This is a genomic window from Streptomyces sp. NPDC041108, from assembly GCF_055592645.1.
Map to the genome: position 1 here is coordinate 488,939 of NZ_JBVIYK010000005.1, position 22,287 is coordinate 511,225.

General features: G+C 71.6%; 17 protein-coding genes. 12 read left to right on the top strand and 5 right to left on the bottom strand.

The features are described 5' to 3' along the window. Window positions 1–70: 70 nt before the first annotated feature. The 12 genes from ACZ6BB_RS17905 to pgi all read left to right on the top strand — a co-directional run bounded on the left by ACZ6BB_RS17905 (window position 71) and on the right by pgi (window position 15,390). Window positions 71–742, top strand: coding sequence for a response regulator transcription factor (locus ACZ6BB_RS17905; protein WP_059079303.1), 672 nt, complete (start codon window positions 71–73; stop codon window positions 740–742). Between the two features lie 84 nt (window positions 743–826). Beyond that, complete coding sequence (gene uvrC, locus ACZ6BB_RS17910) at window positions 827–2,911, top strand: excinuclease ABC subunit UvrC (RefSeq protein WP_471616110.1); 2,085 nt, start codon at window positions 827–829, stop codon at window positions 2,909–2,911. Then, the gene (gene rapZ, locus ACZ6BB_RS17915; RefSeq protein ID WP_471616111.1) at window positions 2,908–3,978 is read left to right on the top strand and encodes an RNase adapter RapZ; all 1,071 of its coding nucleotides are present in this window, start codon (window positions 2,908–2,910) and stop codon (window positions 3,976–3,978) included. The genes uvrC and rapZ overlap by 4 nt, the downstream gene beginning before the upstream one ends. Then, window positions 3,975–5,054: a gluconeogenesis factor YvcK family protein gene (locus tag ACZ6BB_RS17920; protein ID WP_471616112.1), complete on the top strand. Its 1,080-nt coding sequence runs from the start codon at window positions 3,975–3,977 to the stop codon at window positions 5,052–5,054. The genes rapZ and ACZ6BB_RS17920 overlap by 4 nt, the downstream gene beginning before the upstream one ends. Then, entirely contained in the window at window positions 5,045–6,034 is a 990-nt protein-coding gene (gene whiA / locus ACZ6BB_RS17925; protein WP_013004513.1) for a DNA-binding protein WhiA, read from the top strand. The genes ACZ6BB_RS17920 and whiA overlap by 10 nt, the downstream gene beginning before the upstream one ends. Before the next feature lie 178 nt (window positions 6,035–6,212). Further along, window positions 6,213–9,167, top strand: a complete 2,955-nt coding sequence (locus tag ACZ6BB_RS17930) for a M14 family metallopeptidase (protein ID WP_471616113.1) — start codon at window positions 6,213–6,215, stop codon at window positions 9,165–9,167. A 269-nt stretch (window positions 9,168–9,436) separates the two neighbouring features. Next, entirely contained in the window at window positions 9,437–10,447 is a 1,011-nt protein-coding gene (gene gap, locus ACZ6BB_RS17935; protein ID WP_059079307.1) for a type I glyceraldehyde-3-phosphate dehydrogenase, read from the top strand. A gap of 135 nt (window positions 10,448–10,582) precedes the next feature. After that, entirely contained in the window at window positions 10,583–11,794 is a 1,212-nt protein-coding gene (locus ACZ6BB_RS17940) for a phosphoglycerate kinase (protein ID WP_471616114.1), read from the top strand. A gap of 6 nt (window positions 11,795–11,800) precedes the next feature. Further along, complete coding sequence (gene tpiA, locus ACZ6BB_RS17945; RefSeq protein ID WP_471616115.1) at window positions 11,801–12,577, top strand: triose-phosphate isomerase; 777 nt, start codon at window positions 11,801–11,803, stop codon at window positions 12,575–12,577. 100 nt (window positions 12,578–12,677) lie between these two features. Continuing rightward, the gene (gene secG, locus ACZ6BB_RS17950) at window positions 12,678–12,908 is read left to right on the top strand and encodes a preprotein translocase subunit SecG (protein ID WP_029181151.1); all 231 of its coding nucleotides are present in this window, start codon (window positions 12,678–12,680) and stop codon (window positions 12,906–12,908) included. Window positions 12,909–13,137: 229 nt separating this feature from the next. Further along, window positions 13,138–13,473 (top strand): RNA polymerase-binding protein RbpA, encoded by a 336-nt coding sequence (locus ACZ6BB_RS17955; protein WP_010352468.1) that lies wholly within the window; start codon window positions 13,138–13,140, stop codon window positions 13,471–13,473. 264 nt (window positions 13,474–13,737) lie between these two features. Further along, the gene (gene pgi, locus ACZ6BB_RS17960) at window positions 13,738–15,390 is read left to right on the top strand and encodes a glucose-6-phosphate isomerase (protein ID WP_471616116.1); all 1,653 of its coding nucleotides are present in this window, start codon (window positions 13,738–13,740) and stop codon (window positions 15,388–15,390) included. Window positions 15,391–15,448: 58 nt separating this feature from the next. Here the strand turns inward: pgi and fabG are convergent, their stop codons facing one another. The 5 genes from fabG to ACZ6BB_RS17985 are packed head-to-tail and all read right to left on the bottom strand — an operon-like array spanning window position 15,449 to window position 22,287. Continuing rightward, window positions 15,449–16,165: a 3-oxoacyl-ACP reductase FabG gene (fabG, locus tag ACZ6BB_RS17965; protein ID WP_471616117.1), complete on the bottom strand. Its 717-nt coding sequence runs from the start codon at window positions 16,163–16,165 to the stop codon at window positions 15,449–15,451. Then, window positions 16,162–17,751 carry an MFS transporter gene (locus tag ACZ6BB_RS17970; protein ID WP_471616118.1) on the bottom strand — a complete coding sequence of 530 codons (1,590 nt, stop codon included), beginning with the start codon at window positions 17,749–17,751 and terminating at the stop codon, window positions 16,162–16,164. Before ACZ6BB_RS17970 ends, fabG begins: the two co-directional genes overlap by 4 nt. Further along, complete coding sequence (locus ACZ6BB_RS17975; RefSeq protein WP_471616119.1) at window positions 17,748–19,265, bottom strand: nitrosuccinate lyase; 1,518 nt, start codon at window positions 19,263–19,265, stop codon at window positions 17,748–17,750. The genes ACZ6BB_RS17970 and ACZ6BB_RS17975 overlap by 4 nt, the downstream gene beginning before the upstream one ends. Further along, entirely contained in the window at window positions 19,262–21,370 is a 2,109-nt protein-coding gene (locus ACZ6BB_RS17980; RefSeq protein WP_471616120.1) for an FAD/NAD(P)-binding protein, read from the bottom strand. Before ACZ6BB_RS17980 ends, ACZ6BB_RS17975 begins: the two co-directional genes overlap by 4 nt. Further along, on the bottom strand, window positions 21,367–22,287 hold the full coding sequence (locus tag ACZ6BB_RS17985) for an NAD-dependent epimerase/dehydratase family protein (RefSeq protein ID WP_471616121.1): 921 nt from the start codon (window positions 22,285–22,287) through the stop codon (window positions 21,367–21,369). Before ACZ6BB_RS17985 ends, ACZ6BB_RS17980 begins: the two co-directional genes overlap by 4 nt.

The window sequence follows — 22,287 nt, forward strand, 5'->3', positions numbered from 1 at the left end:
CCGTAAAGACCCGGGTTCGGGCAGGCTGTCGGAACGAACGGACAGGTCGGGCAAGGGGGAGGCCGGGACCATGGAGGCCGATCAGCATCCGGTGCGCGGACGGGTGGTGCTCGCGGACGACGACGTGCTCCTGCGGGAGGGGCTGGCGAGCCTGTGCGAGCGCGTCGGCTACGAGGTGGTGGGGCAGGCCGGCGACGGCGACGGGCTCATGGACCTCGTCGAGAGGGAGCTGCCGGACATCGCGATCGTCGACATCCGCATGCCGCCGACACAGTCCACGGAGGGGCTGAAGGCCGCCGGCACGATCCGGGAGCGGTATCCGGCGGTCGGGATCCTGGTGCTGTCGGCGTTCGTCGAGGTCGAGGACGCGCTGGAGCTGCTGGCCGGCGGCCGCAGCATCGGGTATCTGCTCAAGAGCCGGATCACGGTCGTGGACGAGTTCCTGGAGAGCCTCGACCGCATCCGCCGGGGCGGGTCGGTCGTCGATCCTTCCCTGGTGCAGGAACTCGTGGCGGCGCAGCGCCGTGACGATCCGCTGTCGATGCTCAGCAACCGTGAGCGGGAGGTTCTCGGTCTGATGGCCGAGGGCCGGTCCAACTCCGGCATCGGCCGGCGGCTGTGGGTGACCGAGGGCACCGTCGAGAAACATGTGCGGAGCATCCTCGGGAAACTGCGGCTGCCCGAGGAGCCGGACGACCACCGCAGGGTGCTGGCGGTGCTGACGTTCCTGGAGACGCGCTAGAGCCCTGCGGGCGGCCGCGTGCGGCCCCCGCCTCCCGTCCACCGGGACCCCGGGCTGTCACTCCCCGCCAGTAGGGTGTGGAGCATGGCCGATCCCTCCAGCTACCGCCCCAGCCCGGGGCAGATCCCGGACTCTCCCGGGGTGTACAAGTTCCGTGACGAGCACCGTCGGGTGATCTACGTCGGGAAGGCGAAGAGCCTGCGTCAGCGCCTGGCCAACTACTTCCAGGACCTGACCGGCCTCCACCCGCGCACCCGCACGATGGTCACCACGGCCGCCTCCGTGGAGTGGACCGTCGTGTCCACGGAGGTCGAGGCGCTGCAGCTGGAGTACTCCTGGATCAAGGAGTTCGACCCCCGGTTCAACGTCAAGTACCGCGACGACAAGAGCTATCCGTACCTCGCGGTCACGATGAACGAGCAGTACCCGCGCGTGCAGGTGATGCGCGGGCACAAGAAGAAGGGCGTGCGGTACTTCGGGCCGTACGCGCACGCCTGGGCGATCCGGGACACGGTCGACCTGCTGCTGCGCGTCTTCCCCGTCCGCACCTGCTCGGCCGGGGTGTTCAAGAACGCGGCCCGCACCGGCCGGCCCTGTCTGCTCGGCTACATCGGCAAGTGCTCGGCCCCCTGCGTCGAGCGGATCTCCGCCGAGGAGCACCGCGAACTGGCCGACGAGTTCAGCGACTTCATGGCAGGACGCACCGGCACCTACATCCGCCGTCTGGAGAAGCGGATGACGGACGCGGCCGAGGAGATGGAGTACGAGCGGGCCGCCCGGCTGCGCGACGACATCGAGGCCCTGAAGAAGGCCATGGAGAAGAACGCGGTCGTGCTCGCCGACGCGACCGACGCCGATCTGATCGCCCTCGCCGAGGACGAGCTGGAGGCGGCCGTCCAGATCTTCCACGTACGCGGCGGACGGGTGCGCGGCCAGCGCGGCTGGGTCACCGACAAGGTCGAGGCCGTCACCACCGGTGACCTGGTCGAACACGCCCTCCAGCAGCTGTACGGCGAGGAGACCGGTGACGCCGTGCCCAAGGAGGTCCTCGTCCCGGCGCTGCCCGACCCCGTAGGGCCCGTGCAGGAGTGGCTCACCGAGCGTCGCGGGGCCCAGGTGTCCCTGCGCATCCCGCAGCGCGGCGACAAGAAGGCGCTCATGGAGACCGTCGAGCGCAACGCGCAGCAGTCGCTCGTCCTGCACAAGACCAAGCGGGCCTCCGACCTCACGACCCGCTCCCGCGCGCTGGAGGAGATCGCCGAGGCCCTCGGCCTGGACAGCGCCCCGCTGCGGATCGAGTGCTACGACATCTCCCACCTCCAGGGCGACGACGTGGTGGCCTCCATGGTCGTCTTCGAGGACGGACTGGCCCGCAAGAGCGAGTACCGCCGCTTCCAGATCAAGGGCCGGGTCGGGGACACCCAGGTCTGGCACGGCGAGGGCCAGGACGACGTCCGCTCCATGCACGAGGTCATCGCCCGCCGCTTCCGGCGCTACCTCGCGGAGAAGGAGAAGACCGGCGAGTGGGTCGAGGAGGACGGGAACGCCGGGAACGACCAGAACGCCCTCACCGAGGAGGACGGCCGCCCCAAGCGGTTCGCCTACCCGCCCCAGCTCGTCGTCGTCGACGGCGGGCAGCCGCAGGTCGCCGCCGCCCGGCGGGCGCTCGACGAGCTGGGCATCGACGACATCGCCGTGTGCGGCCTCGCCAAGCGCCTGGAGGAGGTCTGGGTGCCGGGCGACGACGACCCGGTGGTCCTGCCCCGCAGCAGCGAGGGCCTCTACCTCCTCCAGCGGGTCCGCGACGAGGCCCACCGCTTCGCCATCACCTACCAGCGGACCAAACGCGCCAAGCGTTTCCGGGCGAGCCCCTTGGACGACGTGCCCGGCCTCGGAGAGGCTCGCAAGCAGGCCCTGCTGAAGCACTTCGGCTCCCTGAAGAAGCTCCGCTCCGCGACGATCGACCAGATCTGCGAGGTCCCCGGCATAGGCCGCAAGACGGCCGAGACCATCGCCGTGGCCCTCGCCGAGGCGGCTCCGGCCGCACCCGCCGTGAACACGGCCACGGGAGAGATCATGGAGGAAGAGGAGCCCGGTACGACCGCGGACCCCTCTGGGGAGCCCGTGGCCGCGGGCACCCCGGACCGGCGGCGAGGGCAGGAGACATGACCGAGCACGAGCAGCGACCGGATCCCCCGGAGCAGCCAGAACTGCCGGAGCGCGCGGAGCGTCCGGAAGTACAGCACCACGAGCACACAGCGGAGCACGCAGCGGCCCACAGCGCGGTGGGCGACGGTACCCCGCGGCACCCAGCGCCACAGGAAGACGGAGCACACGTGAGTACGGGCATCGAAACAGCCGGGGTCCCCGAGGCGGCCATCCCCGAGCTGGTCATCATCTCCGGCATGTCCGGCGCCGGACGGTCCACGGCCGCCAAGTGTCTGGAGGACCTCGGCTGGTTCGTCGTCGACAACCTGCCGCCCGCGCTGATCCCCACCATGGTGGAGCTCGGCGCCCGCTCCCAGGGGAACGTGGCCCGGATCGCGGTCGTCGTCGACGTCCGCGGCCGCCGCTTCTTCGACAACCTCCGCGACTCCCTCGCCGACCTGGAGACCAAGCACGTCACCCGGCGCATCGTCTTCCTGGAGTCCTCCGACGACGCCCTGGTGCGCCGCTTCGAGTCGGTCCGCCGCCCGCACCCCCTCCAGGGCGACGGCCGCATCACCGACGGCATCGCCGCCGAGCGGGAACTGCTGCGTGAGCTGCGCGGCGACGCCGACCTGGTCATCGACACCTCCAGCCTGAACGTGCACGAGCTGCGCGCCAAGATGGACGCCCAGTTCGCGGGCGAGGAGGAGCCGGAGCTGCGGGCCACCGTCATGTCCTTCGGCTTCAAGTACGGCCTCCCCGTCGACGCCGACCTGGTCGTGGACATGCGCTTCCTGCCGAACCCGCACTGGGTCCCGGAGCTGCGCCCGTTCACCGGACTCAACGAGGAGGTCTCCGCGTACGTCTTCAACCAGCCCGGCGCCAAGGAGTTCCTCGACCGCTACACCGAGCTGCTGCAGATGATCGCCGCCGGCTACCGCCGCGAGGGCAAGCGCTACGTGACCATCGCCGTCGGCTGCACCGGCGGCAAGCACCGCTCGGTCGCCACCTCCGAGAAGCTCGCCGCCCGCCTCGCCTCCCAGGGCGTCGAGACCGTGGTCGTGCACCGGGACATGGGGCGCGAGTGACCGGACCGACCTCGTCGCGGCTGAGCCGGCTGAGCAGACTGCGCCGGGTCGTCCCGGAGAGCCGCACGGAGCGGCCCGCCGAGACCCGCGGGGCCCGGCCCCGCCGCCGGGGCGCCCAGCCCAAGGTCGTCGCGCTCGGCGGCGGCATGGGCCTGTCCGCCTCGCTCGCCGCGCTGCGCCGGATCACCGGCGACCTCACCGCCGTCGTCACCGTGGCCGACGACGGCGGCTCAAGCGGACGCCTCCGGGACGAGCTGGGCGTCCTGCCGCCCGGCGACCTGCGCAAGGCGCTGGCCGCGCTGTGCGGCGACGACGACTGGGGCCAGACCTGGGCCCGCGTCATCCAGCACCGCTTCCAGTCCCAGGGCGAGCTGCACGAGCACGCGGTCGGCAATCTGCTGATCGTCGCCCTGTGGGAGCAGCTCGGCGACCACGTCCAGGCCCTCGACCTGGTCGGCAGGCTGCTGGGCGCCCAGGGCCGGGTGCTGCCCATGTCGGCCGTACCGCTGGAGCTCCAGGCCCTGGTCAAGGGGCATGACCCGGCCCGCCCGGAGGAGGTCGGGACCGTACGGGGCCAGGCGACCGTCGCGCTCACCCCCGGCGAGGTGCAGTCCGTGCACGTCGTCCCGGGCGACCCGCCCGCTGTGCCCGAGGCCGTCGAGGCGGTCCGGGACGCCGACTGGGTGGTTCTCGGCCCCGGCTCCTGGTTCTCCTCCGTGATCCCGCACCTGCTCGTGCCCGAGCTGCTCGACGCGCTCACCGAGACCAAGGCCCGGCTCGTGCTGTCGTTGAACCTCGCACCGCAGCCGGGAGAAACCGATGGCTTCTCCCCGCAGCGTCATTTGGAGGTTTTGGCACGACACGCCCCTAAACTCGCCCTGGACGTGGTGCTGGCCGACGAGGCCGCCGTGCCCGACCGCGACTTGCTCACCGAGGCCGCCGAACGGTTCGGTGCCGTGGTCGAGCTGGCGCCGGTGGCCCGGACCGACGGCTCTCCGCGGCACGACCCGGAGCTGTTGGCCGCCGCGTACGACCGTATTTTTCGGATGCATGGAAGGATCGGCCCATGGCGATGACGGCAGCGGTGAAGGACGAGATCTCCCGGCTACCCGTCACCCGGACCTGCTGCAGAAAGGCGGAGGTCTCGGCGATCCTGCGGTTCGCGGGCGGGCTGCACCTGGTGAGCGGGCGCATCGTGATCGAGGCGGAGCTGGACACCGCGATGGCGGCCCGCAGACTCAAGCGGGACATCCTGGAGATCTTCGGCCACAGCTCCGAACTGATCGTGATGGCACCCGGCGGCCTGCGCAGAGGTTCGCGCTACGTCGTGCGTGTGGTGGCGGGCGGCGACCAGCTGGCCCGGCAGACCGGTCTGGTGGACGGCCGCGGCCGCCCCATCCGGGGCCTTCCCCCGCAGGTCGTCTCCGGGGCCACCTGTGACGCCGAGGCGGCCTGGCGCGGGGCCTTCCTGGCCCACGGCTCGCTGACCGAGCCCGGCCGCTCGTCCTCCCTGGAGGTCACCTGCCCGGGCCCGGAGGCCGCCCTCGCGCTGGTCGGCGCCGCCCGCCGGCTGTCGATCGGGGCGAAGGCGCGCGAGGTGCGGGGCGTGGACCGGGTCGTCGTCCGGGACGGGGACGCCATCGGCGCGCTCCTGACCCGCCTCGGCGCGCACGAGTCGGTGCTGGCGTGGGAGGAGCGGCGGATGCGCCGCGAGGTCCGGGCCACGGCGAACCGGCTCGCCAACTTCGACGACGCCAACCTGCGCCGCTCGGCCCGTGCCGCCGTCGCCGCCGGCGCCCGCGTCGGCCGGGCGCTGGAGATCCTCGCCGACGACGTCCCCGAGCACCTCGCGGCTGCCGGGCGGCTGCGGATGGAGCACAAGCAGGCGTCCCTGGAGGAGCTGGGCGCGCTCGCCGACCCGCCGCTCACCAAGGACGCCGTCGCGGGCCGGATCCGCCGCCTGCTGGCCATGGCCGACAAGCGCGCGTCGGACCTCGGCATCCCGGGGACCGAGTCCAGCATCACCGAGGAGATGGCCGAAAACCTCGTAGGGTGACAGGCCCGCGGGAATTCTCAACTGGCCGGTGCCGAAGCCCACTTGGGCCTGTCGGCACCGGCTTTCTGCTTTCCGCGTGAATTATGTGATTGGCCTGTGTCGCCTCCTTGACTTGGCCCAGATCTGACATGAGCCTGGCGTCTGTTCGCTACTGGGGCGAATCACGCAAGGGGGGCTCATGAGACGAAGAGCGAGATCGATCCTCGCCGCCGGCGCGCTCCTGCTGGGCGGTGGCGCGGGTCTCGCGCCGCTGGCCCAGGCTGCCGAGAACGACGGTTCCGACACCGACGAAGTCAAGGTCTTCCGGGCCGAGGTGACGAAGAAGCAGATACCGCTGCTGCTCGCCGCCGGGCAGGACGGCCACGAACTCAGTGAGCAGGCGCCGGAGAAGGGCACCGCGTCGGTCGAGGTCTACCTCACCGACAAACAGGCGGACGCCCTGGAGGAGCAGGGCGTCAAGCTGAGGGAGCACCAGCTCACGCGTAAGGCGGAGGCGCGTGTGGACGCCGCCGCCGACGGGGTCTACCGCCCCTACAGCGGAGCCGGGAACATCAAGGAGGAGATCCTCCGCACGGGTCAGGAGAACCCCTCACTGACCAAGGTGGTCTCCATCGGCAAGTCCCTCCAGGGCCAGGACATCCTCGCGGTCAAGCTGACCAAGGACGCGAAGAAGACCAAGGACGGCGCCAAGCCGTCCGTGCTGTACATGTCCAACCAGCACGCGCGCGAGTGGATCACTCCGGAGATGACCCGGCGCCTGCTGCACCACTACCTGGACAACTACAAGACGGACAAGCGGATCAAGAAGATCGTCGACTCCACCGAGCTATGGTTCGTGATCTCCGCCAACCCCGACGGATACGACTTCACCCACCGCGACGCCGCCAACCGCCAGTGGCGCAAGAACCTGCGGGACGTCAACGGCGACAACGCCATCACCGTCGGCGACGGTGTCGACCTCAACCGCAACTTCGCCTACAAGTGGGGCTACGACAACGAGGGCTCGTCCCCGTTCCCCACCAGCGAGACCTACCGCGGCGCCGGCCCGGGCTCGGAGCCCGAGACCAAGGCCCTGGACGCCTTCGAGAAGCGCATCGGCTTCGAGTACGGCATCAACTACCACTCGGCCGCCGAACTCATCCTCTACGGGGTCGGCTGGCAGGTGGCCAGCCCCAGCCCGGACGACGTGCTCTACAAGTCGCTGGCGGGCACCCCGGAGAACCCCGCGGTCCCCGGCTACCACCCCCAGCTCTCCTCCGAGCTGTACACCACCAACGGCGAGGCGGACGGCCACGCGGCCAACGTCAACGGCACGGCGATGTTCACCCCCGAGATGTCGACCTGCCAGACGGCGTCGAGCATCGACCCGAACGACGCCTGGAAGCCCGAGGACTGCGCCTCCGTCTTCACGTTCCCGGACGACGAGAAGCTGATCCAGGACGAGTTCGCGAAGAACATCCCGTTCGCGCTCTCCGTCGCCGAGTCCGCCGTCACGCCCGACCGGCCGAAGTCCTCGGTCGGCGTCGACGCCCCCGACTTCACCCCTGCCACGTTCACCACGTCGTACTCGCGCGGCAAGAAGCAGGAGGTCTCCGTCGTCGCCCGCAGGTCCGTCAGCGACAAGGAGCTGAACTACCGGATCAACGGCCGCGGCCGCACCTACGAGGAGAGGCTCAAGCCCTGGAAGGGCGGCGAGACCTACGGCGGTGAGGACAACCTCTGGTTCGACGAGTACCGGGCCCGGGTGCGCGAGGGTGAGCCCGGCGACAAGGTCGAGGTCTGGTTCACCGGCGAGACCAAGGGCGGCAAGCCCACCAGCAGCGAGCGCTTCGCCTACACCGTGGCCGAACGCCCCAAGGGCGACATCCTCGTCGTCGCCGAGGAGGGCGCGGCCGCGACCCAGACGCAGGCCTACGTCGACGCGCTGAAGGCCAACAACAAGAGGGCGCTCGTCTGGGACGTGGCGACCCAGGGCGCTCCCGACGCGCTCGGCGTACTGGAGCACTTCAAGACCGTCGTGCACTACACGGGCGCCGTCCGTCCGGGCGTCGCCACCCAGCTCGCCCTGCGCGCCTACCTCAACGAGGGCGGCAAGCTGATCGAGGCGGGCGAGAGCGCCGGCGGCTCCGTCGACCTCGGCGGGGGCACCCTGTCGAACGACTTCAGTCAGTACTACCTGGGCGCCTACAACCGCACCTCCCTGCCGAACGCCACCGCCTTCGCCGGCCTCGGCAAGCTCGACGGCTTCAGCGGCAAGCTCGGCGACGCGCCCGGGAACCCGCTGAACACCGCCGGTTCGTTCGGGGTCACCTCGGACGCCCTGCCCGTGGAGACGTTCCCGCAGTTCAAGAGCGCCGGCGCGGGTCAGTACCCGGGCACCGTCAACCCGTACGGCCCGTACGAGGGCGCGTCCATGGCGGCCGCCACGCACACCGACTACGCCTGGAACCGCCTCACCCGCACCATCGACCTCACCTCGGTGAGCGCGGCCGACAAGCCCACCCTGCGCACCCAGCTCCTGTGGAACACCGAGGAGGGCTACGACCACGCCCTGCTGGAGGCGCACACGGTCGGGGCGGACGACTGGACGACGCTGCCGGAGGCCGGCGGCGCCACCTCCACCGCCGTGCCCGTCGAGTGCGAGGCCGGGTACTTCATCCAGGGCCACCCGGCGCTGAAGCGGTACCTGACCCTGGGCTCCGGGGGCTGCACGCCCACCGGCACCAGCGGCTCCTGGAACAGCTTCACCGGGGCCTCGGACGGCTGGCAGAAGGTCGAGTTCGACCTGTCCGCCTACGCCGGGAAGAAGGTCGAGGTCTCGCTCAGCTACGTCACCGACCCCGGTTCCGGCGGTCGCGGCGTCCTGGCCGACAACGCCACCGTCGTCATCGGCGGCTCGGCCGGCGCGGTCGAGGGCTTCGAGACGTCGCTCGGCGCCTGGAGCACCCCCGGCCCGCCCGCGGGCAGCCCCGCAGTGGTGAAGGACTGGGGCCTGTCGGGTGAACTGTTCAAGACCTATGGCGCGGTGACCACGGCCGACACCGTGCTGCTGGGCTTCGGTCTGGAGCAGGTCCCCGCGGCGGCCGACCGCAAGGCACTGCTCGGCAAGGCGCTGGCGGCTCTGAAGAACTGACCGCCGACTGCGCCGAACGAGTGGCGAACGCCCTCGTGAGCGGCCCTCCGGGCGTCTGGAATCAGATGATCGGGGGGCCGCTCAAAAGGTAATCACCTTGTAAAACCAGGGCGGTCCGTACCCCTACCGGTGAGTACGGACCGCACCGGCATGTATAGGGCATCTCGATGTCACCCGACGGGCCCCGGGGAGGTAGGGTCGTAGGCGGTCGGGGACATCCCATACAGCTCGCCGGCACTGAGCCGGCGTACCAACGAGGAGATCGGTTCGTGACGATCCGCGTAGGCATCAACGGCTTTGGCCGCATCGGTCGTAACTACTTCCGCGCGCTGCTGGAGCAGGGTGCTGACATCGAGATCGTGGCTGTCAACGACCTGGGTGACACCGCGACCACCGCACACCTCCTGAAGTACGACACCATCCTGGGCCGTCTCAAGGCAGAGGTGTCGCACACCGCCGACACGATCACCGTGGACGGCCACACCATCAAGGTCCTCTCCGAGCGCAACCCCGCTGACATCCCGTGGGGCGAGCTGGGCGTCGACATCGTCATCGAGTCCACCGGCATCTTCACGAAGAAGGCCGACGCCGCGAAGCACCTCGCCGGCGGCGCCAAGAAGGTCCTCATCTCGGCTCCGGCCAAGGACGAGGACATCACCATCGTGATGGGTGTCAACCAGGACAAGTACGACGCGGCCAACCACCACGTCATCTCCAACGCCTCCTGCACCACCAACTGTGTGGCGCCGATGGCCAAGGTCCTCGACGAGAACTTCGGCATCGTCAAGGGTCTGATGACGACGGTCCACGCGTACACCAACGACCAGCGCATCCTGGACTTCCCGCACTCGGACCTGCGCCGCGCCCGCGCCGCCGCCGAGAACATCATCCCGACCACCACGGGTGCCGCGAAGGCCACCGCGCTGGTCCTCCCGCAGCTCAAGGGCAAGCTCGACGGCATCGCGATGCGCGTCCCGGTCCCGACCGGCTCGGCCACCGACCTGGTCGTCACGCTGCAGCGCGAGGTCACCAAGGACGAGGTCAACGCCGCGTTCAAGAAGGCCTCCGAGGACGGCGCACTCAAGGGCTACCTGGCCTACACCGAGGACGAGATCGTGTCCTCGGACATCGTCAGCGACCCGGCCTCCTGCACCTTCGACTCCTCCCTGACCATGGTCCAGGAGGGCAACACGGTGAAGATCCTCGGCTGGTACGACAACGAGTGGGGCTACTCCAACCGCCTCGTCGACCTCACGGTCTTCGTCGGCGAGCAGCTCTGACCGACAGAGCAGGCACCTCCGTGTGAAGGCAGGGCTCGGGCGGCGCAGGGACGCGCCGCCCGGGCCCTGCCTCACGTAAGAAAAGGCCCTCCTACGATCACGAGCACCACCAGTCCTCCCCGGGAGCCCTCCTTCATGAAGACGATCGACGAACTCCTCGCCGAGCCAGTCGCCGGCAAGCGGGTCTTCGTCCGCGCCGACCTCAACGTGCCGCTGGACGGCACCACCATCACCGACGACGGCCGCATCCGCGCCGTGCTGCCCACGGTCCAGGCCCTGGCCGAGGCGGGCGCGCGTGTCGTCGTCGCCTCCCACCTGGGCCGCCCCAAGGGCGCCCCGGACCCCGCCTTCTCCCTCGCCCCGGCCGCCGCCCGCCTCGGTGAACTCCTCGGCGCCGACGTGGCGTTCGCGACGGACACGGTCGGCGACTCCGCCACGGCCACCGTCGCGGCCCTGAGCGACGGCAAGGTCGCCGTCGTCGAGAACCTGCGCTTCAACGCCGGTGAGACGAGCAAGGACGACGCCGAGCGCGGCGCCTTCGCCGATCGGCTGGCCGCCCTCGCCGATGTCTACGTCGGCGACGGGTTCGGCGCCGTCCACCGCAAGCACGCCTCGGTCTTCGACCTCCCGGCCCGCCTGCCGCACTACGCCGGGTACCTCATCGCCACCGAGGTCGGCGTCCTGAAGAAGCTCACGGACGACGTCCAGCGCCCCTATGTGGTCGCGCTCGGCGGCGCCAAGGTCTCCGACAAGCTCGCGGTCATCGACCAGCTGCTCGGCAAGGCCGACCGCATCCTCATCGGTGGCGGCATGGCGTACACCTTCCTCAAGGCCAAGGGGTACGAGGTCGGCGGCTCCCTCCTCCAGGAGGACCAGCTCGGCGCGGTCACCGAGTACCTGGAGCGCGCGGAGCGCACCGGCGTCGAGATCGTCCTGCCCGTGGACGCCGTCGTCGCGCCCGCGTTCCCCGACCTGAAGGCCAAGGCTCCGGCCGGCGCCACCGCGGTCGCCGCGGACGCCATGCCGGCCGGGCAGATGGGCCTGGACATCGGTCCGGAGTCCGGCAGGCTGTACACCTCGAAGATCGCCGACGCCGCCACCGTCTTCTGGAACGGCCCCATGGGCGTCTTCGAGCACCCCGATTTCGCCGAGGGCACCAAGGCGGTCGCCCAGGCACTCCTCGATTCCAAGGCCTTCACGGTCGTCGGCGGCGGCGACTCCGCAGCCGCCGTGCGCATCCTGGGCTTCGACGAGAACGCATTCGGCCACATCTCGACCGGTGGCGGCGCCTCCCTCGAATACCTCGAGGGCAAGACGCTCCCCGGCCTCGCCGCACTGGAGGACTGACCCTCAATGAGCACGCGTACGCCCCTGATGGCGGGCAACTGGAAGATGAACCTCAACCACCTCGAGGCCATCGCGCACGTCCAGAAGCTCGCCTTCGCCCTCGCCGACAAGGACTACGAGGCATGTGAGGTCGCGGTCCTGCCGCCCTTCACCGACCTGCGCTCGGTCCAGACCCTGGTCGACGGCGACAAGCTCAAGATCAAGTACGGCGCCCAGGACGTCTCGGCCCACGACTCCGGCGCCTACACCGGCGAGATCTCCGGGCCGATGCTGGCCAAGCTCAAGTGCACGTTCGTGGCGATCGGCCACTCCGAGCGCCGCCAGTACCACGACGAGACCGACGAGATCGTCAACGCCAAGGTCAAGGCCGCCTACAAGTACGGCCTGACCCCGATCCTGTGCGTCGGCGAGGAGCTGGAGGTCCGCGAGGCGGGCAACCACGTCGCCCACACGCTCGCCCAGGTCGAGGGCGGGCTGAAGGACGTCCCCGCCGAGCACGCCGAGACCGTCGTGGTCGCCTACGAGCCCGTCTGGGCCATCGGCACCGGCAAGGTCTGCGGCGCCGAGGACGCCCAGGAGGTGTGCGCGGCCATCCGTGCCAAGCTCGCCGAGCTGTACGGTCAGGAGCTGGCCGACAAGGTCCGCATCCAGTACGGCGGCTCGGTCAAGGCCGGCAACGTCGCCGAGATCATGGCCCAGGCCGACATCGACGGCGCCCTCGTCGGCGGTGCCTCGCTGGACGCCGACGAGTTCGTCAAGATCGTGCGCTTCCGCGACCAGTGAGTAGGCCCTAGCGGCGTAACGTCGTACTCTTGCGGGGACCGGCCACGCGGCCGGTCCCCGCAGTCCATCAGAATCCGAGGAAGTTGGTCCAGCCGTGGTTATGGGGTTCTCGATCGCCCTGATCGTCTTCAGCCTGCTGATGATGCTGCTGGTGCTGATGCACAAGGGCAAGGGCGGCGGCCTCTCCGACATGTTCGGTGGCGGTATGCAGTCCTCCGTCGGCGGCTCCTCGGTCGCCGAGCGCAACCTCGACCGGATCACCGTCGTGGTCGGTCTGCTGTGGTTCGCGTGCATCGTCGTCCTCGGCATCCTGATGAAGGTCAACAACTGACCGTCAGGCCGAAGCCGGCGAGACAACGCGTCACGGACGCACCAATCCGCACGTAAAGCCCCATGACGGGTACGCGACTTCGAACGCGGCCTATCATGGGGCTTGCGTCTGTGTGCGGGATGTAACTCCAATCACTGGACGCGCGTTGGGCCTTACGTAGACTGAGGCGCTCGCAGCGAAGCGAAACGCCGACTCGCTTCGCCGCACCATCACGCAGGGAGTTACGACCGTGGCAAGTGGCAACGCGATCCGAGGAAGCCGGGTCGGGGCGGGGCCGATGGGCGAAGCCGAGCGCGGCGAGTCCGCACCCCGGCTGCGCATCTCCTTCTGGTGCTCCAACGGACACGAGACCCAGCCGAGCTTCGCCAGCGACGCACAGGTCCCCGACACCTGGGACTGCCCGCGTTGCGGCTTCCCGGCCGGACAGGACCGGGACAACCCCCCGGCCCCACCCCGCACCGAGCCCTACAAGACGCACCTCGCCTATGTGCGGGAGCGCCGCAGCGACGCGGACGGCGAGGCGATCCTCGCCGAGGCGCTCGCCAAACTGCGGGGCGAGATCTAGAAGTCGACACCGGCCGGGCACCCTGGGTGCCCGGCCGGAGGTGTTCCGGGGGCGGTCTCCCGTCGCGGGCCGCCCGGGCGTGTCGGCTCGGCCTTCCCGTTCCGTCCGGTGCCGTGCTGACACGGGCGCCCGGGACGGACGTATCTGTTGTTGCCCCGGACGACCGCGGGACGACAGCTCGTGTTCCGTTGTGATCAATTAGGTTGGGACCGGCAGCGGGGCAAGGTACGCAGGACCAGGTAGGAAAGAAGGCTGAAGTCCGAGATGAACGCAGAAAGCCGTACCAGGCTCGACCAGACGCCCGCGTGGACCGCGCTGGCCGCGCACCGGGAGCAGCAGGGTGAGGTCCAGCTGCGCGAGCTGTTCGCGGCGGACCCCGGGCGCGGCGCCGGGTACACGCTGGAGGTCGGCGATCTGCACGTCGACTACTCCAAGCATCTGGTCACCGACGAGACGCTGCGGCTGCTGCGCGAGCTGGCCGCCGCGACCGACGTGTTCGGGCTGCGGGACGCCATGTTCCGCGGCGAGAAGATCAACACCACCGAGGGCCGCGCCGTCCTGCACACCGCCCTGCGCGCCCCGCGCGACGCGGTGATCGAGGTCGACGGCGAGAACGTGGTGCCGGCGGTGCACGCCGTGCTCGACCGGATGAGCGCCTTCGCCGAGCGCATCCGCTCCGGGGCGTGGACCGGCCACACCGGTCGGCGCATCAAGAACATCGTCAACATCGGCATCGGCGGCTCCGACCTGGGCCCGGCGATGGCGTACGAGGTGCTGCGCTCCTACACCGACCGCGACCTGACGGTCCGCTTCGTGTCGAACGTGGACGGCGCCGACCTGCACGAGGCGGTGCGCGACCTGGACGCGGCGGAGACGCTCTTCGTCATCGCCTCCAAGACGTTCACCACGATCGAGACGATCACCAACGCGACCTCCGCGCGCGAGTGGCTGCTCGCCGAACTGAAGGCCGGTTCCGACGCCGTCGCCAAGCACTTCGTGGCGCTGTCGACGAACGCCGGGAAGGTGTCGGACTTCGGTATCGACACCGCCAACATGTTCGAGTTCTGGGACTGGGTCGGCGGACGCTACTCCTACGACTCGGCGATCGGGCTGTCCCTGATGATCGCCATCGGTCCGGACCGCTTCCGGGAGATGCTCGACGGGTTCCGGATCGTCGACGAGCACTTCCGGACGGCGCCCGCCGAGTCCAACGTGCCGCTGCTCCTCGGGCTGTTGGGCATCTGGTACGGCAACTTCCACGACGCCCAGTCGCACGCGGTGCTGCCGTACAGCCACTACCTGTCCAAGTTCACGGCCTACCTGCAGCAGCTGGACATGGAGTCCAACGGCAAGTACGTGGACCGCGACGGCGAGCCGGTGGCGTGGCAGACCGGGCCGGTGGTGTGGGGCACGCCCGGGACGAACGGGCAGCACGCCTACTACCAGCTGATCCACCAGGGCACGAAGCTGATCCCGGCGGACTTCATCGGCTTCGCCGAGCCGGTCGCCGAGCTGAGCGACACGCTGAAGGCGCAGCACGACCTCCTCATGGCCAACTTCTTCGCCCAGACCCAGGCGCTGGCCTTCGGCAAGACGCCGGACGAGGTCCGCGCGGAGGGCGTGCCGGACGAGCTGGTGCCGCACAAGACCTTCCGCGGCAACCACCCGACGACCACGATCCTGGCGAAGGAGCTGACCCCGTCGGTCCTCGGCCAGCTGATCGCGCTGTACGAGCACAAGGTGTTCGTCCAGGGTGCCGTCTGGAACATCGACTCCTTCGACCAGTGGGGCGTCGAGCTGGGCAAGGTCCTCGCCAAGCGCGTGGAGCCGGCGCTGACGGAGGGTGCGGAGGTGCCGGGCCTGGACGCGTCCACGAAGGCGCTGGTCGCCAAGTACCGGGCGCTGCGCGGACGGTAGCCGTACGGGGTGGGGAAGCGGGCGGCCGCGTGACGTCCACTTCCCCACCCGGTCCGCCTCAGTGCCCCAGTCCGGCGCCCCCGTCGACCGGGACGACCGCGCCGCGTACGTATCCGGCGCCGGCCAGGAAGGCCACCGCGTCGGCGACCTCCTCGGGGGTGCCCAGGCGTCCGGCGGGGGTGGTCCGCAGCAGTGCGTGGCGCTGTTCCGGTGTGAGGGCGCGGCTCATGTCGGTCTCGGTGAGGCCGGGGGCCACGACGTTGCAGGTGATGTCGCGGGGGCCGAGCTCCTGGGTGAGGGCGCGGGCGAAGCCGACCAGACCGGCCTTCGCCGCCGCGTAGTTGGTCTGGCCGGGGGCGCCGCGCAGGGCGGCCGTGGAGGAGACCAGGACGATACGGCCGTGGCCCGCGCGCAGCATGCCCCGCACGGCGCGCTGGGCGAACCGGAAGGCCCCGGTGAGGTTGGTGTCGACGACCGAGGTGAAGTCCGCCTCGGTCATCCGGACCAGCAGACGGTCCTGGGTGGCGCCCGCGTTGGCGACCAGGACGGAGACCGGGCCGTGGGCGGTCTCCGCCTCCTTGAATGCCTGGTCGACCTGGGCACTGTCCGTCACATCGCATCGTACGGCGAGGAAACCCTCGGAGGCGGGGGGTTCGGTGCCCCGATAGGTCACTGCGACCCGGTCCCCGGCCGCCGCGAAACGGCGGGCCACGGCCAGGCCGAGGCCTCTGTTGCCACCGGTGACGAGGACCGAGCGGGGCGTGGGCTGTGTCATCGCGCTGTCCGTTTCTCTCTGTCGGGTTTCGCTCGGTCGCGTACCGAGGGCCGTGTGCGCAGGCCCACGACGGCCACCACGCATCCGATGAGCGCGAGGGCGGCGACCGAGAGCGTGACGGCGTACATGGCGTCGAGGAAGGCGCGGTCGGCCGTGGTGGCCAGCTCGGGCAGGTCCAGGGAGCGGGACAGGGAGCGGGCGGCCTCGGCGGAGGTGCGGGCCTGTTCCTCGGCCGCCGGTGACAGGCCCCGCGCGGCGCCGGGCAGTTCGGCGTCGGCCATCCGGTGCCGGTAGACGCCGGAGAGGATCGAGCCGGCCATGGCCACGCCCAGGGTGCCGCCGACCTGCCGGGTGACGCTGTTGACGGCGGAGCCGGCGCCCGCCAGCTGCGGCGGCACCCCGCGCATCATCACGGCTGTGACCGGTGTGCCGACCAGGCCCATGCCGAAGCCCTGGATCCACAGCAGGACGGCGACGACCCAGAGGGGGGTGCGCCCGTCGAGCCAGGCGTAGGCGACGTAGGTGAGGGCGGTGGCCAGGACGCCGGAGGCGACCGTCCAGCGGGCGGACCACAGGCGGCTCAGTGCCGGGGACGCCTGGCTGCCCAGGACGATGCCGACGGCGGCGGCGATCATCACGGTGCCCGCGTCGGCGGGAGAGAGGCCCCGGGGACCCTGGAGGTAGAACGCCGCGTAGAACAGGTGGCCGGCCAGTGCCATGAAGGCGATCAGCAGCACCATGCTGCCCGCCGTGAAGCCGGGCTGCCGGAACAGCCTCAGGTCCAGACTGGGCGTCGCGGACCTGCGCTGACCGGCGACGAACACCGCCAGGACGACACCGCCCAGCACCAGGGGCAGCAGGACGTGCGGCCCGTACCAGGCGCTGCCGCCACCGAGTTCGATGATGCCGTAGACGACGCCGCCCAGGCCGAGCACCGACAGGGCGAGGCCCGGCAGGTCGAGCACCCGGCGGCGGGAGCCGCCCAGGTCGGGGACGACGGCGAGGACCGCCAGCAGACACAGGGCCACGATCGGCACGTTGACCAGGAACACCGAGCCCCACCAGAAGTGGCTGAGCAGTGCCCCGCCCGCGACGGGACCGACGGCCACGCCGAGGCCGCTCGACGAACTCCAGATCGCGATCGCCCGGGTGCGCTTCTCCTCGGGGGTGCTCTGCACGATGACCGTCAGTGTCGCGGGCATGAGCAGGCCGCTGCCCGCCCCCATGAAGGCCCGCGCCGCGATCAGCCACGCCGGGCTGTCCACGAACGCGCCCGTGCCGGAGGCCACGCCGATCAGCGCGAGCCCGGCGACGAGCGTCCTGCGGGGGCCGAAACGGTCGGCCAGCGCGCCCCCCGCGAACAGGGTGCAGGCGACGACCAGGGTGTAGGCGCTCGCCACCCACTCCAGTTCGCCGGGGGTCGCGCCCAGACCCTCCACCGGGTCGGCGAGGGTGGTGACGGCGACGTTGAGGATCGAGGTGTCCAGCCAGATCAGCATCTGCGCGCAGACCACGACCAGGAGGACGGGCCAGGAGCGGGCGGGTGGGGCGGCCGGTGTCGCGGTCGTCCGGCTCACGGTGCTCACCGTGTGCCTCCGTTCTTCTCGTGACCGCGCGGCGCTCCGTGCGGTTCCCGGCGCTGCTCCCGGTCCGGTTCTCGGAGCCGCTCATCGCCCAGCTCGGCGTGTCTGCGCAGGGCCCGGTCGATCAGGGCCTCGGCCGCGCCCGTGTAGTGGGCCGGATCCAGCAGTTCCGAGAGCCGGTCGGGGGAGAACCGGGCGGACAGTTCCGGGTCGGCGGCCAGTACCGCACGCAGGGGGCGACCGGTGTCGGCGGCCTCGGCCGAGGCGGTGGTCAGGAGCTTCTTCGCGCGGACCTTGCCGAGCACCGGGGCCAGCGCCACGTTCAGGCGTTCGGTGACGATGGCGCCGCCGGTCAGTTCGAGGTTGGCCCGCATGCGCTCCGGGTGGACGATCAGCCCCTCCGCGAGTTCGACGGCGGTGTGCGCGGCCCCGCCCGTCAGCCGCAGCGCCTCCCGCAGCGGCTGCCACTCGGCGTGCCACGCCCCGGCGGGTCTTTCGTCCTCGGCGAGCAGACACTGCGCCAGCACGAGGGCGTGCGCGGGGACCTGCCGGGCGGCCGACGCGATCAGCGTGGCCAGCGCGGGGTTCCGTTTCTGCGGCATCGCCGAGGAGGCGCCCCGCCCGGCCCCGGCCGGCTCCGACAGCTCACCGATCTCCGTGCGGGACAGCGTCTGCACATCGAGCGCGAACTTCCCGAGCGCCCCGGTGACGAGCTGGAGCACGGCCCCGAGTTCGGCGACGGGCGTGCGGACGGTGTGCCAGGGGAGGGTGGGCTCGGCGAGGCCCAGCGCCTCGGCGAACGGCTTGAGCAGCTCCAGCCCGCCCTCACCGGGGCCGCCGTCGCCCGGTCCGTCAGGGCCCCCGCGATCCAGCGCCGCGTACTCCCGGTAGGCGGCCAACGTCCCACCCGCCCCTCCCAACTGGGCCGGAAGCCGCGAGGCCACCGCCCGCACCCGCACCGACGCGTCGGTGACCAGCTCCAGCCATCCCGCCGCCTTCAGCCCGAAGGTCGTCGGTACCGCGTGCTGGGCGAGGGTGCGGCCGGCGAGAACGGTGCGGCGGTGGGTGTCGGCCAGTGCGGCGAGGGCGGCCGTCACGCGCGACAAGTCCGCCGCGATCAGGTCGAGCACCCGGCGGCTGATGAGCATCGCCGCCGAGTCCAGGATGTCCTGGCTGGTGGACCCGCGGTGCACATACTCCGCGGCGACCGGATCCCTCGCGGCGACCACCTCGCTGAAGACGGTCACCAGGGCGACCACCGGGTTGGCGGCCGCCCGGGACGCGTGGGCCAGGGCGACCAGGTCCAGCCGTTCCGCTCGGGCCGCCGCGGCGATCGTCTCCACGGCGGCGGCGGGCGTCAGCCCGACCGCGTGCTGGGCGCGGGCCAGCGCCACCTCCGCGTCCAGCATGGCCTGCAGCCACGCCTCGTCGGTCACCTCGGCGGCGACGGGTGTGCCCGCCCAGGTGGGGGCGAGCAGGCCCGCGTCGGTGCCCACGGACATCGCGTTCACGCTCATCGACTCCTCGTCCCTGATGTCCGAAGTGGGAGCGGACAGGCGGTGACCTCGCGGCTCCCGGCCTCCGAAGCCGGTCCCAGCCCCAGTGCCGCCCGCGCGATCGCGTCCGAGTCCTCCAGCGTCACCGAGCCGACACCGGGCCTGATGCCGACGGCCGTCACCCAGCGCACCCCCTCCACCGGCACCCCGAAGGCGAACCGGCGCGGGTGCGGCCGGCCAGCCGCGTCCACCAGCCGGGGCGGGCCGTCGGTGACCGCCAGCCCGCCGGGCTCGTGACCCGGCTCGCCCGTCAGCCGGTACGGGACGCAGGCGCCGGACGCGAGCAGTCCCCGGAGCAGCGGGTCGGTGCTCCGCCGCAGGTCCACGGCGGGCAGCCGGGCCTCGATCAGGGCGGTGACCCGCACCGGGGGTTCGTCCACCGACTCCGCGTCCACGAGGAAACCGCCCTCGCCGACGCCGGTCGCCGCGTCGGCACCGGACGTCCACGCCCGTACCCGCATTCCGGGACCGAGCACCTGGACGACATCCGCCTCGATCAGCGCGATCAGCTGCTCGATGCGGAAGGCCGGCGGGCCGATCGAGGTGAAGGCGTTCAACGGGGTGTACCAGCCGTCGAGTTCGGCCCGGTACGAGTCGCCGGAGATTCCGCCGTGGTCGACGACGAGCCGGATCTCGTTGCGCAGGTCCCGCAGGGCGTCCAGTGCCGCCTTCAGCGGTCCGCGCACATTGCCCAGACGGGCCTCGGCGAGGTCCCGGCGCAGATACGCCAGCAGCCAGTGCCGGAAGCCGGCGCGGTCGGTGAACCTCCGCCCGCCGTCGGGGTGTTCGATCCGTGCCCAGTCCCAGCGCTCGCCGGGCGGGACCGCGTGACGGTCGAGCAGGGCCGCCTCGCCCCGCCCGTCCGGGTCCGCCAGGCACGACCGTACGAACTCCTCGGCGGCCTCCGGCCCTCGCGCTGCGCGGATCCATGCCTCGTGGTGGACGGTTCGTACCTCGCGGTCGACGAGCGGCCAGAGGTCCCGGCGGAAGCCGAGCGGGTGCCCGTCGGCCACGCGGCGCCGCAGCCCCGCGATGACGTCCGGGGTCAGGAAGCGTGGCTCGTGGCGGCCGAGCGCGCCCTTCTCGTTCTCGCCCCGGGCGTGGTAGGGCACCCCGCGCCGCGAACCGGCGTACAGCACGGGCTCGTTGCCGCTCGGGAGGTACACGAGACCGGACTCGCCCTCCTTGAAGGTGCCGCCGCGGCCCTCGGTGAGCAGGGCCAGGCAGTCGAAGAAGTTCAGGCCCAGTCCTCGCAGGGCCACCGGGGTGCCCGGCGCGACACGGCTCAGGTCGGTGTCGGCCGGGTTGGCCGGGGCCACGTGGACGAGGTGGTGGCGGTCGGCGAAGGCGCGCAGGGCGCGTTCCTCCGGCGACGGCGTCAGAGTGCCGTGGCCGAGGGCGAGCACCACCGCGTCGAGTCCCGCCAGTCGCTCGCCGTTCGCCAGCGTCACCCGCTGCGGCGGGCCGGCGACCTCGTCGCCCTGCCCGACCGCGGCGTCCTCGCTCCGCCCGGTCCCGGCGTCGTCGCTCAGTGCGACGGCCGTCGTCCGGTGGGTGCGGACGGTCACCTGGGCGGGGGCCGTGCGTAACAGGTGCCGGAAGCCCCATTCCAGGTAGTGGCCGTGGAACGCGCGGGTCGGATAGGCGTCGGGGCCGAGCCGTCGGGCCTCCTCCACGGCCCGCGCGGGCAGGGCCTGCGCGAGGTCCCGGCCGAAGCCACGGTCGCAGTCCCGGCCGAAGCCACGTGCGACGTCCTGTCCGGTCGCCTCGCCACGGATCGCGCACGCCCACTCGTAAAGGCTCGGCCCCGGTACCGACGGGCCCGCGCAGTCCACGCTGTCGTCGGTGAACAGGGTCACCTGCGAGGCGACCGTGTTCATCAGCAGCTCGGCCGGCTGGTCCGTGCGCCAGACCGCGCCCGCGCCCGGCGGGTACGGATCGACGAGGTGGACCTCGACCGGCCGCCCGACTCCGCCCGCGTTGGCGCAGATCCGCTCCAGCACGGAGAGGCCGCGCGGACCGGCGCCGATCACACAGACGGTGAGGACGCCTTCGGCACGGGTCATTCCTGGCCCAGCCCGTCGCGCCAGCTCGGTCTGGCCGGCTTCCAGCCCAAGGCCGTACGGGCCCGGTCGTTGGCGGCGCCGTGCGCGGACGTGAGCTGGTGGGCCATGAACCAGCCGAGCAGCCGGGGCGCGAGGGCCGCGGGGACCGTGCGCGGGGAGGGCGCGGCCAGCGTCCGGGCGAGGTGCGGCAGCCACTGCGCGGCCGGGGCGGGGTCGTCGTCCGTCACATGGAACACCCCGGTGGCGTCGGACTCGACGGCCGTCACGGCCGCCCCCACGGCGTCCTCGACGTGCAGGAACGACATGATCCCGGCCCCGCCGCCGGCCAGCGGCAGCCGTCCGGCCAGCACCGCCCGGGCGGTCGCGCCGGTGCGGGCGTACGCGGTGCCGGGGCCGTACAGCGTCCCGTAGCGCAGCACCACCCCCTCCGGGCCCCCGCCCGTCACCCGCCGTTCCAGCTCGGCGACGGCCCGCACGGTCGTGGCCCAGCCGGGGTCGGGGGCGTCCACGTACAGCGGCGCGTCCTCGTCCAGGACCGGATCGCCCGCCGGGGCGGCGGCGAAGGCGATGGACTGGGCGACCAGCCTGCGCACGCCGGCTTCGCGGGCCGCCTCGACCAGATGGGCGGTGCCCTCGGTGCGCAGTCGCGCGGTGAGGGCGAAGGCTCCGGGCGGGTCGTCGCCCAGCAGCCGCAGGGCCGACAGCTGGTGGACGACCGCCTCGGGACGGGCGGCCGACACCGCCGACAGCACGGCGGCACGGTCGAGGGCGTCCGCGACCACCACCTCGTCCGCCTCGGGGGCCCGACCCCGGGAGCCCTGCCGCACCAGCGCGCTCACGTGATGGCCCCGCGCCCGAAGCGCGCCCACCAGCGGATGCCCGACCACTCCGGTGGCCCCGGCGACGAGTACACGCAC